Raw genomic sequence first — 15,867 nt, forward strand, 5'->3', positions numbered from 1 at the left:
ACTGGGCGATGAGGAAACTGGGTGCGGCGGGCCTGCTGTTGACGATGGGAGCGGCCAGCGCCGCCACGCAAACGGTCGACTGCGGCCGCCTGCTGGACGTCAAGGCCGGTGTCTGGCGCGAGAAGGTCACGGTGCATATCGAGAACGGCTCGGTGAAGGCGATCGAGCCCACCCAAGGCAAGGGCGACGTGGACCTGGGAGCCATGTCCTGCATGCCGGGCTTCATCGACATGCACGTGCACCTGACCAGCCAGACGCAGCCCCAGGTCGAAGCCTTGCGCGGCCAGATGACGCTGGACGCCATCGACCGCGCCTATGACTCGGTCGCCTTTGCCGAACGCACGCTGAAAGCCGGCTTCACCACGGTACGCGACCTTGGCGCCAACGAGGGCCTGAACATTGCGATGAAGCGCGCCATCAATACCGGCGCCATCGTCGGCCCGCGCATGTTCACCGCCGGCAAAGCCATCGCCACCACCGGCGGCCACGCCGACCCAAGCAACGGCCAGTCGCGCGAATTGCGCCACCTGCATGGCACGCCGGGACCGGACGAAGGCGTGATCAACAGTCCCGATGAAGCGCGCCAGGCGGTGCGCGCTCGCTACCAGGAAGGTGCGGACGTTATCAAGATCACCGCCACCGGCGGTGTCCTCAGCCAGGCCAGCAGCGGCATGAACTCGCAGTTTGACGACGCTGAACTGAAAGCGCTGATCGCTGCCGCCAGGGATTACGGCTTCAAGGTCGCCGCGCATGCCCACGGTGCGGATGGCATGAAGCGCGCACTGAGGGCGGGCGTGGACTCGATCGAGCACGGCACTTTCATGGACGACGAAGCGATTGCCTTGTTCAAGAAGACCGGTGGCTGGTATGTGCCGACCATCAGCGCCGGCCGCTATGTGGCGGACAAGGCGAAGGAGCCGAACTACTATTCGCCGCTGGTACGCCCCAAGGCTGCAGCCATCGGGCCGCAGATCCAGGGTACTTTTACCCGGGCCTACAAGGCTGGCGTGAAGATCGCCTTCGGCACCGACGCTGGCGTGTTCCCGCACGGCGAGAACGCAAAGGAATTCGCCTACATGGTGGAGGCGGGCATGCCGGCGCTGGAAGCAATCCGTTCGGCCACGCTCGGCGCCGCCTCGCTGCTGGGCCAGTCCAGCCGCCTGGGGGCGCTGGAGCCGGGTTTCGCGGCCGATATCGTGGCGGTGGCCGGCGATCCATTGAAGGACATCACCCTGCTGCAGAAGGTAGGATTCGTGATGAAGGAAGGCGTTGTTTATAAACTGTAATCGGGGAGCGCATGGCGGACGTAGATTGCGATGTACTGGTAGTTGGCGGCGGGATCAATGGGGCGGGCATCGCCCGCGACGCGGCGGGCCGCGGCCTGTGCGTCGTCCTGTGCGAGAAGGACGACCTGGCGTCGCATACCTCGTCTGCCTCCACCAAGCTGATTCACGGTGGCCTGCGCTACCTTGAGTACTATGAATTCCGGCTGGTGCGCAAGGCGCTGGCCGAACGCGAAGTGCTGTTGCGCAGCGCGCCGCACATCATGTGGCCCATGCGTTTTGTGATGCCGCACGACGCCGGGCAGCGTCCCGCGCTGCTGATCCGTGCCGGACTTTTCCTCTACGATATGCTGGCCAAGCGCGAGCTGCTGCCCGGCTCGCGCGGCATCAACCTGCGTTGCCATCCTGCGGGGCGGCCGCTGAAGGAAACCTACACTGCCGGCTTCGAATACTCCGACGGCTGGGTGGACGATGCCCGGCTGGTCGTCCTCAATGCCGTTGATGCCTGTGCCAAAGGTGCATGCATCCTGACCCGAACCAGTTGCGTCGGCGTCGAGCGTCATGCCGATCACTGGGTGGCGACGCTGCGCAAGGCCGACGGCACTGAAAAGCGGATCACCACCCGTGCCGTGGTCAATGCAGCCGGGCCCTGGGCGCAGTCTTTCATCCAGTCGGCAGGCGGCAAGCAGCAGTCGCGCCATTTGCGGCTGGTCAAAGGCAGCCATATCGTGGTGCGCCGCATCTTCGAGCATGACCAGGCGTATATCTTCCAGAACAAGGATGGGCGCATTGTGTTTGCCATCCCGTATGAACGCGACTTCACGCTGATCGGCACCACCGACCTTGAATACAAGGGCGACCCGCAGCGCGTGACGATCGACGAAAGCGAGATCCGCTACTTGTGCGAACTGGCCAGCGGTTACTTCCGCGAGCCGGTGCGCCCGGCCGACGTGGTGTGGACCTACGCCGGCGTGCGCCCATTGCTGGAAGATGCCGCAGCCGACGCCAAGGCCGTGACGCGCGACTATTTCCTGGAGTTGGACAAGGAAGGCGCGCCGCTGCTGAACATCTTCGGCGGCAAGATCACGACGTTCCGCAAGCTGGCCGAGGATGCGGTGGACATCCTTTGCAAGACGCTTGGCCGGCCTGAAAAAGGCTGGACCGAAAGGGCTTGCCTGCCAGGCGGCGACCTGTTTGGCGCCATGCCGCAGAATCGTTCAGTGCAGGAGTTTTGCGCCTGGGCCGCCGCCGTGCAGGTGAAGTACGACTGGCTGCCGCAGGAGCTGGTGAAGCGGTATGTGCGCGCATATGGCACACGGGTGCACACCCTGCTCGAAGGCTGTGCATCGCTGGCGGACATGGGGGAGGAAATCCTGCCCGGCGTGTACGCGGCGGAAGTAAACTACCTGCGCCGCAAGGAATGGGCAGTGACGGCTGCCGACATCCTGTGGCGCCGTTCCAAGCTCGGCCTGCATTTGCCGGCAGGAGCCGAAGCCCGGCTCGACGCCTGGCTGGCAGCGAACTGAAACAAAAAAAGGCAGCCGAAGCTGCCTTTTTTGTTGCCTGATAAATGGGGTGCGTCCCCATTTATTTATTTGACGCCGTGCATCAGTTTCTGGATGACCGGGGCGAGGACGAACAGCAGCACGCCGCCGCCGATCAGGATCCAGAAGCCCTGGGTGTAGCCGGTCAGCGCCGATTCCACGGTCATGCCATGTTCGCCGGACATCATCGATGCGACGATGCCGGACAGGTTGTTGCCGATGCCGGTGGACAGGAACCAGCCGCCCATGCCCATGCCGACCAGGCGGGTCGGAGCCAGCTTGGTCACCATCGACAGGCCGATCGGGGACAGGCACAGCTCACCGATGGACTGGATCACGTAGACCATGAACAGGGTCCAGAACGGAATCATCCTCTTGTCGTCGACCAGGTGGGTCAGCGCGTACATCAGCAGGCCGAAAGCCAGGCCGTTACCGATGATACCGAGGGCGAACTTGCGCGGGATCGATGGGTTCTTGCCGCGTTTGCCCATCCAGACCCATACCGCTGCCACGACTGGCGCGAAGAAGATGATGGCGAGCGAGTTCACGGACTGGAACCAGGCGGTCGGGAAGATCATGAAGCCCAGGTCGCGGTTCACGATCTCGTCAGCCAGGAAGGTGAACGAGGAACCTGCCTGTTCGAAGAAGCACCAGAACATGATGTTGAAGGCGAAGATCACCATCATGGCGATGGTCTTGTCGCGGGACACGGGACCGTTGCGCACACCTTCCACGATCAGCATCACAACCAGGATCAGGAACAGCACGGTCAGCACGCCCTGCAGTTTTTCCGCGCCCAGCGCCAGCAGGGAGTACACGACAGGAATCATGGCCAGCGCGCCCAGCGCCACGTAGGCGATGCGCATCGGGCTCTTGGCTTCCGGTGCCGGTTCGCCAATGCCCTTCAGGCCGCGGCGGCCCAGGTAGAACCAGAACAGCGAAATGATCATGCCGACGCCGGCGGAAATGAACACGATCTTGTAGGCCGGCGTATTGCCGGTGTTGAAGACCTTCTGCGCCAGAAGCTGGGTAACGATCGGGGCCAGGAAGCCGCCGACGTTGATGCCCATGTAGAAGATGGTGAAGCCGGAATCGCGGCGGGTATCGCCCAGCGAATACAGCTTGCCGACCATGGTCGAGATATTCGGCTTGAACATGCCGTTACCGACGATGATCGTCGCCAGGCCGAACTTGAAGATCGTCGGATCGGGAATCGCAATCATGAACAGGCCAGCTGCCATGAAGCTGGCGCCGACCAGGATAGAACGCTGGTAACCAAGTATGCGGTCGGCAACGTAGCCGCCGAACAGCGCACCGGCATACACCAGCGCCAGGTAGGAACCGTAAGTCAGGTTGGCTGCTGCCTGGCCCGACTTGTCGCCATGGTAGAACTCGGAAACGACGTACAGTACCAGCGCCCAGCGAATCCCGTAAAACGCAAAGCGTTCCCAAAATTCGGACATGAACAGCATCCAGAGCGGAGCAGGGTGACCCATGATCTGCCTGAATTCAGGGATCTTAGCCTCAGTGGTTTGCGTGATAGGACCGCTCATGCGGTTTCTCCTGGTCGAAAAAAGCCGAATTGTAATCCACCCCGCACGGTTAAGGGCAAATTCGCGTGCTGCAAAGCAGCATTGTGGTATGTTTGCCAAGCTTGCGTCTGTGAATCGGCATACCAAGAGCGTATATTGAAGGTGCGGCGCCCCAAAAGTTAAATAAAAGGATTTACGTATCATGGACAGCAACGTTGTCGATACTCTCATTGCTCCGGAGGGCAGGCTGGAAGTCCTGTCCAAGGCGGAGGTGGTCCAATTGCTCGACTCGGGCAAAGGCGGCCTCTATAACATCTTTCGCAACTGCGCCCTGGCGGTGCTGAATTGCGGCAGCACGATCGACGATGGAAAGGAATTGCTGGATCGCTTCAAGTCGTTTGACATCAACATCCTGCAGCGCGAGCGCGGCATCAAGCTGGAAATCAAGGGCGCCCCGGCGATCGCCTTCGTCGACGGCAAGATGATCAAGGGCATCCACGAGCACCTGTTTGCGGTGCTGCGCGATATCGTCTTTGTCAGCAACGAAGTCACGGGCAATCCGAAGTTCGACCTGGCCCGCAGCGAGGGCATCACCGATGCGGTGTTCCATATCCTGCGCAATGCCAATGTGCTGAAGCCGCAGCTTAACCCGAACCTGGTGGTGTGCTGGGGCGGGCACTCGATCAATCGCGCCGAATACAACTACTCGAAGGAAGTGGGCTACCAGCTCGGCCTGCGGGGACTGGACATCTGCACCGGCTGCGGCCCGGGGGCGATGAAGGGGCCGATGAAGGGGGCCACCATTGGCCATGCCAAGCAGCGCTTTACCGGCGGGCGTTACCTGGGCATTACGGAGCCGGGCATCATCGCCGCGGAATCGCCAAACCCGATCGTGAACGACCTGGTGATCATGCCCGATATCGAAAAGCGCCTGGAGGCTTTCGTGCGTGTCGGCCACGGCATTTGCGTGTTCCCCGGCGGCGCGGGCACGGCGGAGGAAATCCTGTATATCCTCGGCATTCTGCTGCATCCGGACAATGCGGAAATCCCGTTCCCGCTGATCTTCACCGGGCCTGAAACTGCGCGCGAGTACTTTGTGCAGATCAATGAGTTCATCGGCCTGACCCTCGGCGCCGAGGCGCAAAAGCGCTACAAGATCATCGTCGATGACCCGGAGCTGGTGGCGCAGGAGATGCAGGAAGGGATGAAGCAGGTGCGCGAATTCCGCAAGGCGCGTTCGGACGCCTATTACTTCAACTGGGCGCTGAAGATCGACGACGAGTTCCAGCGCCCGTTTGCGCCGACGCACGAAAACATGCGCAACCTGAGCTTGCACAAGAACCAGCCGGTGCATGTGCTGGCGGCGAACTTGCGCCGGGCTTTCTCCGGCGTGGTGGCGGGCAATGTGAAGGAAGAGGGCATCCGCACCATCGAAAAGTATGGCCACTTCGAGATCCACGGCGACAAGGAAATCATGGGGCCGATGGATGCGCTGCTGGCATCGTTCGTGGCGCAAAGCCGGATGAAGCTGGCGGGCAAGGCGTACACGCCTTGCTACCGGGTGATCCAGTAAAACAGCTGAGCCCGTGTCACACCCTGGGGTCTGACCCCAAGGTGTGACACGGGCTCGTGCGTATGGCTGGTTTTAGTCTTCTTTACGCAGGTGCGGGAACAGCAGCACGTCGCGGATGTTCGGCGAGTCGGTCAGCAACATCATCAGGCGGTCGATGCCGATGCCGCAGCCGCCGGCTGGCGGCATGCCGTATTCCAGCGCGCGGATGAAGTCGGCGTCGTAGTACATCGCTTCGTCGTCGCCGGCTTCCTTGGCCTTCATCTGGGCCAGGAAACGTGCCGACTGGTCTTCGGCGTCGTTCAACTCGGAGAAGCCGTTGGCGATTTCGCGTCCCACCATGAACAGTTCGAAGCGCTCGGTGATGCCTTCGCGGGTGTCGGAAGCGCGGGCCAGCGGCGACACTTCGATCGGGTAGTCGATGATGAAGGTCGGTTCCCAGAGCTGCGCTTCGGCGGTTTCCTCGAACAGCGCCAGTTGCAGCGCGCCCAGGCCGGCGGTGGCGAATGGCTTCACGCCGAATTTCAGCAGTTCGGCCTTCAGGAAGGCGACGTCGTTCAGTTGCGCTTCGGTGTAGCCCGGCGCGTACTTGTTGATGGCGCCGCAGATGGTCAGGCGCTGGAACGGCTTCGACAGGTCCAGTTCACGGCCGCCGTAGGTCAGCACGGCGGTGCCCTTGGCGTCGATCGCCGCCTGGCGGATCACCTTCTCGGTGAAGTCCATGATCCATTCGTAGTCGGTGTAGGCCGCGTAGAACTCCATCATGGTGAATTCAGGGTTGTGACGGACCGACACGCCTTCGTTGCGGAAGTTGCGGTTGATCTCGAACACCCGGTCGAAGCCGCCCACCACCAGGCGCTTCAGGTACAGCTCGGGTGCGATACGCATGAACATCTGCATGTCCAGCGCGTTGTGGTGGGTAATGAATGGCTTGGCCGACGCGCCGCCCGGGATCGGGTGCAGCATCGGGGTTTCGACTTCCATGAATTCGTTCGCTTCCATGAAGCGGCGGATCGAGGAGATCGCAGCGGTGCGCGCCTTGAAGGTGCGGCGGGTTTCTTCGCTGGTGATCAGGTCGACGTAGCGCTGGCGGTATTTGGTTTCCTGGTCGGCCAGGCCGTGGAATTTGTCCGGCAGCGGGCGCAGGGCCTTGGTGATCAGCTTGATCTCGCTGACTTTCACGGTCAGTTCATCGGTCTTGGTCTTGAACAGGGTGCCGGTCACGCCCAGGATGTCGCCCAGGTCCCAGCCGCGGAAGGCTTCCATTGCCTCTTCGCCGGTGGTGTCCACGGTGACGTAGATCTGGATGCGGCCGTCGGCTTTCTGGCCGGAGGCGTCCTGCAGGGTCGCGAATGCGGCTTTCTTGCCGGCTTCGCGGCGCAGCATCATGCGGCCGGCGATGACGACGGGAACCGGCTCGGCTTCCAGCTCTTCACGGGTCTTTTCGCCGTACTGCACGTGCAGGTCGGCAGCTTTGTGCTGAGGGCGGAAATCGTTAGGGAAGGCGACGCTCTGTTTCTCGCGGATGGCGGCCAGCTTGGCGCGGCGCTCGGCGATGATCTTGTTGTCGTCCTGGCCTGGTGCCTGGTCTTGCACTTGGTTTTCCGTAGTCATGTTTTTGGTGGTGGTCAGTTTATTGATATCGATTTCGCTGAAGTCGCGTGCAATGCAGATCACATTGTCGAACGCCTTAAACGCTTCAGCAGGCAAAGTGGTTGTCAGGACGACGCAGCGCATGCCGGCTCGGCGCGCTGCTTCCACGCCCAAAGGCGCGTCCTCGAACACGATGCAGTGCGCCGGATCGGCGCCGCAGCGTTCGGCCGCCAGCAGGAACACGTCGGGTTCCGGCTTGCCGCGTTTGACGTCGGCGGCGCCGACGACGGTGTCGAACTGCGGGCGCACACCCAGGCCGTCCAGCGTGAAGTCCACGTTGCAGGGCGGGGCGGCGGTGCCGACCGCCAGGCGGATGCCGGCGGCTCGCGCTTCGTTCACCAGGGTGACGAAGCCTTTGACCGCACGCAGGTGCGGCCCGTAGATTTCGCGGTACAGCACTTCCTTCTCGTCGATCAGCGCGGTCACGTCGTCATGCGCCAAGTCCTCGCCGAGGTATTGGCGCATGATTTCGTGGCCGGTGCGGCCGGCGGTGGCGGCAAAGAATGCCGCTTCGTCGACAGCATGGCCGCGGCGGCTGAAGAATTCCAGCCACGAGCGGGTGTGGAAACCCATGTTGTCGACGATGGTGCCGTCCATGTCGAAGATGAAGGCGCGCTGCTGCGTCATTGCTTAGATGCCTTGCTTCAGGGACGCGGAGATGAAGTCGTCCAGGTCGCCGTCCAGCACGCCCTTGGTGTTGCCGGTCTCGAAGTTGGTGCGCAGGTCCTTGATGCGGGACTGGTCCAGCACGTAGGAGCGGATCTGGTGGCCCCAGCCGACGTCGGTCTTGGAGTCTTCCAGCGACTGCTGTTCGCTCATGCGCTTGCGCAGTTCCAGTTCGTACAGCTTGGCCTTCAGCATGTCCATCGCTTCGGCCTTGTTGCGGTGCTGCGAGCGGTCGTTCTGGCACTGCACGACAATGCCGGACGGGCCGTGCGTGATACGCACCGCGGAGTCGGTCTTGTTAATGTGCTGGCCGCCGGCGCCGGATGCGCGGTAGGTATCGATGCGCAGGTCGGCCGGGTTGATTTCGATCTCGATCGAGTCATCCACTTCCGGATAGACGAACAGCGACACGAAGGAGGTGTGGCGGCCGCCGGAGGAGTCGAACGGCGACTTGCGCACCAGGCGGTGCACGCCGGTCTCGGTGCGCAGGTGGCCATAGGCGTATTCGCCGTCCACTTTCAGGGTGGCGGTCTTGATGCCGGCAACTTCGCCCTCGGACTCTTCCATCACTTCGACCTTGAAGCCCTTGCGTTCGCAATAGCGCAGGTACTGGCGCAGCAGCATGGAGGCCCAGTCCTGGGCTTCGGTACCGCCGGCGCCAGCCTGGATGTCGATGAAGCAGTTGTTCGGATCCATCGGATTGCTGAACATCCGGCGGAATTCCATCTGTTCGATGGTCTTCTGGATTTCTGCGGTATCCGCAATCACGGCTTCGAGCGTATCGTCGTCGCCTTCTTCCTTGCCCATCGCGAACAGTTCGTTCATGTCGCGCAGGTCGCTTTCTGCCTTTTGCAAGGTCAGGACCACGCCTTCGAGGGCTTTCTTCTCGCGGCCCATATCCTGGGCTTTTTTCGGGTCATTCCAAACGGCCGGATCTTCCAGTTCGGCGTTCAGTTGTTCCAGTTTCTCCGACTTCTTATCGAAGTCAAAGATACCTCCGAAGTTCGGCTTCGCGGGTGGTCAGGTCCGCGAGCAGGTTGGCGAGGGAATTGATGCGTTCAGCTTCCATGGTTTTTCAGGTCTGATAGTTGTTAAATCGAACCTGAAATTATACCTCAGAGGCTGGCGCATCGGGCAGCTCACACAAGCAGGCTGAATTCGGCGCGGTAGAGGGCGCCCCGGCCGCTCGCCGGGCCGCGGCCAGCCGGTTCCATGAAGATGGACAGGCGTCCGGAAAGTGGGTTGTCGATTTCATAAATCCCGGCGTCCAGGCCGGGCGCGCCGCTGAAGAGCAGGGTGAACTGCTCCTGGTGGGGCGCTTCCTTGCCCGGGCGCACGGCGTGCAGGTCGAGCGAAGTGCCGCGCATGCCCTGGTAGGCGATGAATTGCTGGCCAACCAGGTCGCGGAAGCCGGCCATGCGCAGGGTGGACGGCGTAGGCGGCAGGGTGGCCAGCGATGCGGCGCGGGCGACGGCCGGGGCGCCGACCAGGCTTCCGGCGGCGAGGATGAAGTTGCGACGTTCCATGACTTATTCCTTTAACAAGATAGGTTGCCATTCCATGGACAGGTGCATGCCCTCGGTCGCGCCAGGCTGGAATCCGAGCCGGCGGTACAGATCGCCCGCTGGATTGCCGTGCAATACATGCAAGCGCAAGGGCAGCCCTGATTGCTGGCTCTCGTCCTGCAGCCGGGCCAGCAGGCGGCTGCCGATGCCCTGGCCGCGGCAGGAGGGACTCAGGCTGATGTCGACCAGGCGGATCTCGTCCCGGCTGCGCGCCACGTACAGGCGGCCGGCCGCAGCGCCGTCGGCCAGCACGATGTTTTCTTCCAGGCCGGGGAAGCGGCGGCGGTAGTCGGTCACCTGGGCTTCGTTTTGCATGCAAACCAGCATGGCCCTGACATTCGGGTCGAGGACGGCAAGGTCCTCGCGTGTGCTTTCCACCAGCGCCAGCAGGAAGGGCTGGTCACCGGCTTCAACGGGCCGCAAAGTGAGCTGGCTGTGCATGTTCAATCAGCTGCGTGGAGGGTAAATGCCGGTGAGGGCAATGATGAAGTTAACCACCAGGTAAGGCTGCAAATTGTTGTGGGGGCTGCTGCCGCCGGCAACGCCGAGAGGTCCTTCCGGCGATGGCGCCACGGCGGCGGCATCGTGGTAAGGGGCGCTGACCGTGATCGGCTTGGCAAGCAGGGCGTTTGCGGGCGATTGCACCGTGGCGCTCGTGTTGGAGGCTGACATGCCGTGGCTGTGCGACGGCATCTGAAGCGCGGTCAGCGCAGTGCTTGCCTCGCCGCCTTGTTCACCCAGGTCGCGCGGGCTCAGGCCAGGACCGGCCCCAGCGTGCATCGGGATGCGCTGGCGCAGGTCCGGGAGCGCGAAGTTGGTCTTGCCATTGCCGCCGTAAGTGGTGCCGAGAATGGAAAACAGTGCCGTGTTCTGCGCAATGGGAAGAAGCTGGCCATTGCACATTGCCCAGCCCACGGGTGCGAAATTCCCGCTGAACATGCGGACTTCGCCGATATAACGCTCTGCCATGCTGGACTCCTCGACTAGCTCTGCGAAGGGAAGATGCCTTCAATGGCGATGATGAAGCTGAGCGCCAGGAAGGGAGCCATATTGTTATGGGACTGGTTGCCGCCGGCCGGCTGGATCGCCTGGGGCGACATGGGCACCATGCTGGAGCCGGCCGGCGCGTAAAACTTGGGCTTGGCCGGCGCGGCCGGAACATAGGTTGTTGGCCCGGTCAGGTTGATGCCGGTCCCGGTGGCGGGCGGCACGGCGGTGCTGGCACTGGCGCTATGGTTGTGCGATGGGAGCTGGTTGCTGGCCAGGGTCACTGTCTCGACGCCCGCCTGCTGGCCCATGACATAGGTGTTGGCGGTTCCCGGTTGCGTGCCCTGGTGCAGCGGCACGCGGCCGCGCAGGTCCGGCAGCGCAAAGGTGGTTTGACCGTTACCGCCATAGGTGGTGCCGATCAGGGCAAACAGGGCTGTGTTCTGTGCGATCGGCAGCAGGCTGCCGTCGCAAAAAGCCCAGCCAAGGGGCGGGAAGTTACCCGCGAACAGGCGAATCTCGCCGATGAAGTTGTCCATGTGCCGGCTCCGGTCTGGTTCAGCTCTGCGACGGGAAAATGCCCTGCAGCGCGATGATGAAGTTGACAGTCAGGTAGGGCTGCATGTTGTCGTGCGGCTGGCCGGCGCCGGCATTGCCCACCGTGGCGGGTGCCAGCGTTGCGGTGCCGTCCTGCGGCGCGTAGTAGTTGAGCGCCCCGGCTTCGACGTTGCCGAGCACGCGCCCGGAGGGATCGGCCTGGTGGCTGACGGCTGTGGAAATGCCCAGGGCGTGGGTATGCGCCGGCATTTCACTGGCGATCAGGGTGTGGCTGGCTTCGCCTCCCTGCTGGCCCAGGTTGAAGCTGGCGTGCACGTGGGCCGGAACCCGGCCGCGCAGGTCGGGCAGGGCGAATGTGGTCTGCCCGTTGCCGCCGTAAGTGGTGCCAAGTATGGAGAACAGGGCCTGGTTCTGGTTGATCGGGAGGATCTGGCCATTGCACAGGGCCCAGCCCTTGGGCGCAAAGCTAAATCCCGTCATCCTGATTTCTGCGAGATACGGTTCAGACATGCAGCCTCCTTGCAGGTGCAGACGCCCCGGCCGGGGCGTTGCGGCCGATTCAGTGGATGGAAGGGGTCAGGAGCGGATGGCGCGCCGGCGGCTCAAGCGCATGGCCATCAGGCCGCCCGCCAGCAAGGCCAGGGTGGCGGGTTCGGGTACGCCAGGGCCGCCCGGATCATTGGGGCCGCGCAGGAACTCAAGGCTGATGTTGTCGAGCTGGTTCCAGAAGATCGGGTCGTTGTTGAAGTTGCCGAACTCGAGGATCGTGCTGTTGCTGAGCGCAGTGACGATCAGGGTGTGGGTGCCCCAATCGCCGGTAATATCCGATTCATTGAAGACGGTGGATGCGCCGAATTTGACCTGGGCCTGGTTATCGGGCGGGAATTGCGGATCTGCAGTCCAGCGCTGCAAGTCGAACTTCAACTGGTAGGTAGCGCCCGCGATCGTGGCGATGGTTTGCTGCAGGAAGCCAAGCTCGGTGGTGTTGAAGTCGCCGAACACGCGGTTGCTGGCGTTTGACAGCGGCGAACCTGTGGGATCGGTGCCGAAGGCCTGGCCGCCGCCGCCGGGGCTGACCAGCGTCCACATGCTGTAGTCGAGGTTTTCGAAATCACCGTTCGTGACCAGGTTGGGGCCAGCTTGCGCAAGTGATGCAGTCAGGAGCAGGATGGCGGTCAGTGCGGCACGGATTTTCATGGCTTGTTCCTTTTGGCGGATGGCTGAAGGTTGAGGTGGATCATACGACTGCGTATTGACAATCGAACATTTATTTGCGTCAACGTGGCGCTTTTGCAAAGATTCCATATAATTTTGCAAGCCGGTCTGCCTTGACCCAGAGTGCAATCTGCAATTCTTTAGATTGCAAGGGCTATAACAATGGCGCGTGGCAAATATTCATCAGTAAATTTCAGACTAAAAGACAGTTAATGCGCATCCAATTCCTCGCGCCCGCAGCCGTCCTGCTGGCGGGCTGCAGCAGCATTCCAGCGATACCGCCGCAAGGTTCGCAAGCCACTTTCGTGATTCTCGAGACGACGGACTTGCACGCCAACGTGCGCAGTTACGACTACTACAAGCTGGCGCCCGACGCCTCGCTGGGGCTGGAGCGCACGGCGACCCTGATCCGCCAGGCGCGCAAGGAATTCCCGAATACACTGCTGCTCGATAATGGCGACGCCATCCAGGGCACGGCGCTGGGCGACTACCAGGCATTGGTGGCGCCGGTCGGATGCGGCCAGACGCTGGCCATCTACAAGGCCATGAATGCCCTGGGCTTCGAAGGCGGCTCGGTTGGCAACCACGAATTCAACTGGGGTCTGGATTACCTGGGGCAGGTCACCGCCAGCCGCTTCGGCGCGGCAGGCGCTTCGGTGCGCGCCCAGCCTTGCGCGGGCCCGGCCTTTCCGGTGGTGCTGGCAAATGTGGTCGACGCCCGCACCGGCATTCCGCTATTCGAGCCGTACCGCATCCTTGAAAAACGCGTTAGCGCGACCGGGCCGGATGGCAAGCCGATTGCCGCGACGGTGAAGATCGGCATCATCGGCTTTACCACGCCCGCCATCATGGGTTGGGACAAGCGCTGGCTGGAAGGCCGCGTGCGCACGGAAGGGTGGCGCGAGACGGCGCAACGCTACATTCCCGAGATGCGCGCCAAAGGGGCAGAGGTGGTCGTAGCGATCTCGCATGCGGGGCTGGATGGTGCTGCCTATGTGCCGTCAATGGAAAACGGCAGCCTGCACCTGGCGCAGGTGCCGGGCATTGACGCGCTGCTGCTGGGGCATTCGCATGACGTGTTCCCCAACGCGGCGAGCAAGACAGCCGCCTTCAACCTGCCGGATGTCGATAAAGTGCAGGGGCGGGTGCATGGCGTGCCGACAGTGATGCCGGGCCTGTGGGGCAAGCATCTCGGCGTGATCCAGCTCGCGCTGCGCCATGACGGCAAGCGCTGGGTGTCCGACGCCGGTGCGGCGAAAGTCGACACCCGCAGCATCCAGCGTCCCGACCGCAGCTTCGTCGAACCGGACCCGGAAATCGCCGCGCTGGTGAAAGCCGAACATGAGGCGACCATCGCCTACGTCAAAACGCCGATTGGCGATACGGACTTCCGCATGTCCGCTTACTTTGCCGATGTCGGCGACGTATCGGCGATCCAGGTAGTGAACCAGGCGCAGGCCGATTATGTGCGCCGCCATATCCAGGCCAGCATGCCCCAATATGCCCGGTTGCCGGTGCTGTCGATGTCAGCGCCGTTCAAGACTGGCGCGGCTGGCGTGGCCGATTACACCGACGTGGCGCCGGGCAAGCTGGCCCTGAACAACGCGGCAGACCTTTACCTGTACCCGAACGACCTGCACGCCGTGAAGGTCGACGGCGCGACGCTGAAGGCCTGGCTGGAGAAGGCCGCCGGCCGCTTCAACACCATCGATCCAACCCGCAGCGAGCCGCAGGAGCTGGTGAACACCGGCTTCGCGGGTTTCAATTTCGATATGCTGACGGACCCTGATGTGCACTACCAGATCGACGTGACGCAAGCTCCCGGCCAGCGCATCAAAGGCCTGACATGGCGCGGCCAGCCGGTGCGGGCAGACCAGGAATTCATCGTCGCAACCAATAACTTCCGGGCCAGCGGTGGCGGCGGTTTCCCGGGACTGGATGGTAGCAAGACCATTTTTGCGTCACCGGACAACAACCGTGCGGTACTGATCGACTACATCAAGTCGGTACAGCACTTGACCCGCCGGGCCAATGGCTCGGCGCGCAGTTGGCACTTCGAGCCGGTAAAGACGAATGGGCCAGTGCTGTTCCGATCCGGCCCGCACAATTTGCGTCTAGCGCAAGAAATGGGTCTCGTTGGTATTTCTTATTGGCGCGAAGATGATGGCGGCGGAAAGGGGTATTTTATCTATGCAATTGACTTATCAAAGTGATACTTTGCATTAGGTGCATGAATAGAGAGAAAGGATGAATTTTTGTATATTGTATTCGTCTATTTCGATATTTTCGTACTTGAGGCAATAATCAGCAATTTTTTTAACCATCAGAACATTCGTGCTATGCATCCATTCCGTGCTACCGACCTGAGTCATAGTTTTCGCTTTTAGTACCGCCTGCAATACTTTCCCTAGATCGGACGTGATGGATATCTGAATTGACATTGCGCTGGGGCCGAGAGTAATTGGCTTCACTTTTATGATGTCGTCGTCATATCTAAACTTAATGAATCGGAACGATGGGTTGTGGGTCGTGTACCCGACTCTGACCTTCTCCAGGTCTGAGTTGGTCGTAATTCCGAATTTGCAAAATGCGCCCCGCGAATTGTCCTCGTGAACCACGGAACTCAAGCCCTTATCGCCAATATCCGGAGAAATAACAAAATAGCAATACCCCATAGCCAGCCTCGCAGATGATAAAATTTGAAGGATTCAAGGCGAGCGGAAAGCTCTTGCGTCTTGACTAGGTCGTTCTTGCGACTAATCAAGTTCGCCGAAATTCAGGGTACAGTTTGATCTCCGCGTAACACAAGTAACAGCGTGTGCAGTCGGGGCGCTTATGGAAGAATGTTGTACGCTGTCGGGGGAGTGTCACGTCTGCAGGATGGTCATGGTCGCAAATGCGACCGACCGTTGGCGTATTGGTGATTCATTTGGAGCGTCGGCTGGCGAATTGGCATCGCACTGCCAGATTCAGTGATGTTTCCGCTTCTCCTGCTGGACGAGAATAAACGGGCTGACGACGCTGGCCCACAGGTTGGCGTTGCTGGCGATCCATTCCTGGCACTGCTGGTCGGAGACCTTGGCAAGCTGGCCGGCCTCCATCCATGCCGAAATGCTGGCCTTGTCGTCGTGGGCGATGCGCACGGCGACGTCCACCAGGTCCAGTTCATCGGCCACCCACACCACATTGCCCTGGGCGAAGTGCTTCAGCAGTTCGCTCCACGGGATGCGTGCGGTTTCGCGGTTGACTTTGGCGCGGAGTTCCGCGTCTTTTTCTGGTTTCAGCTGCATTTTC

14 protein-coding genes and 1 pseudogene are annotated in these 15,867 nt (G+C 61.6%); 4 read left to right on the top strand and 11 right to left on the bottom strand.

The genetic code is table 11. The features are described from left to right. Positions 1 to 8 precede the first annotated feature (8 nt). Positions 9 to 1,286, top strand: a complete 1,278-nt coding sequence (locus tag ACN9M3_RS15600; RefSeq protein WP_426323650.1) for an amidohydrolase family protein — start codon at positions 9 to 11, stop codon at positions 1,284 to 1,286. A gap of 11 nt (positions 1,287 to 1,297) precedes the next feature. Continuing rightward, positions 1,298 to 2,809 carry a glycerol-3-phosphate dehydrogenase gene (gene glpD, locus ACN9M3_RS15605; RefSeq protein WP_426323652.1) on the top strand — a complete coding sequence of 504 codons (1,512 nt, stop codon included), beginning with the start codon at positions 1,298 to 1,300 and terminating at the stop codon, positions 2,807 to 2,809. 65 nt (positions 2,810 to 2,874) lie between these two features. Here the strand turns inward: glpD and ACN9M3_RS15610 are convergent, their stop codons facing one another. Continuing rightward, a complete protein-coding gene (locus ACN9M3_RS15610; RefSeq protein ID WP_426323654.1) occupies positions 2,875 to 4,380 on the bottom strand; it encodes a peptide MFS transporter in 1,506 nt (501 codons plus the stop codon). 181 nt (positions 4,381 to 4,561) lie between these two features. Between ACN9M3_RS15610 and ppnN the strand changes: the two genes are divergently transcribed. Beyond that, the gene (gene ppnN / locus ACN9M3_RS15615; RefSeq protein WP_426323656.1) at positions 4,562 to 5,932 is read left to right on the top strand and encodes a nucleotide 5'-monophosphate nucleosidase PpnN; all 1,371 of its coding nucleotides are present in this window, start codon (positions 4,562 to 4,564) and stop codon (positions 5,930 to 5,932) included. A gap of 72 nt (positions 5,933 to 6,004) precedes the next feature. On the opposite strand, the gene lysS is transcribed toward ppnN, so the two are convergent. From lysS to ACN9M3_RS15660, 9 genes and pseudogenes are all read right to left on the bottom strand, one after another. Beyond that, positions 6,005 to 7,543: a lysine--tRNA ligase gene (lysS, locus tag ACN9M3_RS15620; protein ID WP_426323766.1), complete on the bottom strand. Its 1,539-nt coding sequence runs from the start codon at positions 7,541 to 7,543 to the stop codon at positions 6,005 to 6,007. A gap of 111 nt (positions 7,544 to 7,654) precedes the next feature. After that, positions 7,655 to 8,209, bottom strand: a pseudogene (locus ACN9M3_RS15625) (HAD family hydrolase); the annotation flags it as partial. Positions 8,210 to 8,212: 3 nt separating this feature from the next. Beyond that, positions 8,213 to 9,317 (bottom strand): peptide chain release factor 2 gene (gene prfB, locus ACN9M3_RS15630; RefSeq protein WP_426172047.1). Its coding sequence is split into 2 segments (ribosomal slippage): positions 8,213 to 9,235 and positions 9,237 to 9,317, totalling 1,104 coding nucleotides; the frame shifts between segments, so codons are not numbered across the junction. A 70-nt stretch (positions 9,318 to 9,387) separates the two neighbouring features. Continuing rightward, positions 9,388 to 9,774 carry a DUF6916 family protein gene (locus tag ACN9M3_RS15635; RefSeq protein WP_426317866.1) on the bottom strand — a complete coding sequence of 129 codons (387 nt, stop codon included), beginning with the start codon at positions 9,772 to 9,774 and terminating at the stop codon, positions 9,388 to 9,390. A gap of 3 nt (positions 9,775 to 9,777) precedes the next feature. Further along, a complete protein-coding gene (locus ACN9M3_RS15640) occupies positions 9,778 to 10,254 on the bottom strand; it encodes a GNAT family N-acetyltransferase (RefSeq protein WP_426317867.1) in 477 nt (158 codons plus the stop codon). A 6-nt stretch (positions 10,255 to 10,260) separates the two neighbouring features. Beyond that, entirely contained in the window at positions 10,261 to 10,782 is a 522-nt protein-coding gene (locus ACN9M3_RS15645) for a phage tail protein (RefSeq protein ID WP_426317868.1), read from the bottom strand. Positions 10,783 to 10,796: 14 nt separating this feature from the next. Next, positions 10,797 to 11,339 (bottom strand): phage tail protein, encoded by a 543-nt coding sequence (locus ACN9M3_RS15650; protein ID WP_426317869.1) that lies wholly within the window; start codon positions 11,337 to 11,339, stop codon positions 10,797 to 10,799. A gap of 19 nt (positions 11,340 to 11,358) precedes the next feature. After that, positions 11,359 to 11,868 (bottom strand): phage tail protein, encoded by a 510-nt coding sequence (locus ACN9M3_RS15655; RefSeq protein ID WP_426317870.1) that lies wholly within the window; start codon positions 11,866 to 11,868, stop codon positions 11,359 to 11,361. 66 nt (positions 11,869 to 11,934) lie between these two features. Then, positions 11,935 to 12,555, bottom strand: a complete 621-nt coding sequence (locus tag ACN9M3_RS15660; protein WP_426317871.1) for a PEP-CTERM sorting domain-containing protein — start codon at positions 12,553 to 12,555, stop codon at positions 11,935 to 11,937. Positions 12,556 to 12,785: 230 nt separating this feature from the next. Between ACN9M3_RS15660 and ACN9M3_RS15665 the strand changes: the two genes are divergently transcribed. After that, complete coding sequence (locus tag ACN9M3_RS15665) at positions 12,786 to 14,786, top strand: bifunctional 2',3'-cyclic-nucleotide 2'-phosphodiesterase/3'-nucleotidase (RefSeq protein ID WP_426317872.1); 2,001 nt, start codon at positions 12,786 to 12,788, stop codon at positions 14,784 to 14,786. 756 nt (positions 14,787 to 15,542) lie between these two features. Here ACN9M3_RS15665 and ACN9M3_RS15670 read toward each other — a convergent pair. Beyond that, positions 15,543 to 15,863 (bottom strand): DUF2288 domain-containing protein, encoded by a 321-nt coding sequence (locus tag ACN9M3_RS15670; protein WP_426317873.1) that lies wholly within the window; start codon positions 15,861 to 15,863, stop codon positions 15,543 to 15,545. Between the last annotated feature and the right edge of the window lie 4 nt (positions 15,864 to 15,867).

Source organism: Pseudoduganella sp. R-43 (assembly GCF_049913255.1).
Classification (GTDB): Bacteria; Pseudomonadota; Gammaproteobacteria; order Burkholderiales; family Burkholderiaceae_D; genus Rugamonas.

Excerpts from the sequence above, each read along its gene's own strand:
- glpD (WP_426323652.1), top strand. The coding sequence starts at position 1,298 with ATGGCGGACGTAGATTGCGATGTACTGGTAGTTGGCGGCGGGATCAAT.
- ACN9M3_RS15660 (WP_426317871.1), bottom strand. The coding sequence starts at position 12,555 with ATGAAAATCCGTGCCGCACTGACCGCCATCCTGCTCCTGACTGCATCA.
- ACN9M3_RS15665 (WP_426317872.1), top strand. The coding sequence starts at position 12,786 with ATGCGCATCCAATTCCTCGCGCCCGCAGCCGTCCTGCTGGCGGGCTGC.
- ACN9M3_RS15610 (WP_426323654.1), bottom strand. The coding sequence starts at position 4,380 with ATGAGCGGTCCTATCACGCAAACCACTGAGGCTAAGATCCCTGAATTC.
- ACN9M3_RS15600 (WP_426323650.1), top strand. The coding sequence starts at position 9 with ATGAGGAAACTGGGTGCGGCGGGCCTGCTGTTGACGATGGGAGCGGCC.
- ACN9M3_RS15640 (WP_426317867.1), bottom strand. The coding sequence starts at position 10,254 with ATGCACAGCCAGCTCACTTTGCGGCCCGTTGAAGCCGGTGACCAGCCC.
- lysS (WP_426323766.1), bottom strand. The coding sequence starts at position 7,543 with ATGACTACGGAAAACCAAGTGCAAGACCAGGCACCAGGCCAGGACGAC.
- ACN9M3_RS15635 (WP_426317866.1), bottom strand. The coding sequence starts at position 9,774 with ATGGAACGTCGCAACTTCATCCTCGCCGCCGGAAGCCTGGTCGGCGCC.
- ACN9M3_RS15650 (WP_426317869.1), bottom strand. The coding sequence starts at position 11,339 with ATGGACAACTTCATCGGCGAGATTCGCCTGTTCGCGGGTAACTTCCCG.
- ACN9M3_RS15670 (WP_426317873.1), bottom strand. The coding sequence starts at position 15,863 with ATGCAGCTGAAACCAGAAAAAGACGCGGAACTCCGCGCCAAAGTCAAC.
- ACN9M3_RS15645 (WP_426317868.1), bottom strand. The coding sequence starts at position 10,782 with ATGGCAGAGCGTTATATCGGCGAAGTCCGCATGTTCAGCGGGAATTTC.
- ACN9M3_RS15655 (WP_426317870.1), bottom strand. The coding sequence starts at position 11,868 with ATGTCTGAACCGTATCTCGCAGAAATCAGGATGACGGGATTTAGCTTT.
- ppnN (WP_426323656.1), top strand. The coding sequence starts at position 4,562 with ATGGACAGCAACGTTGTCGATACTCTCATTGCTCCGGAGGGCAGGCTG.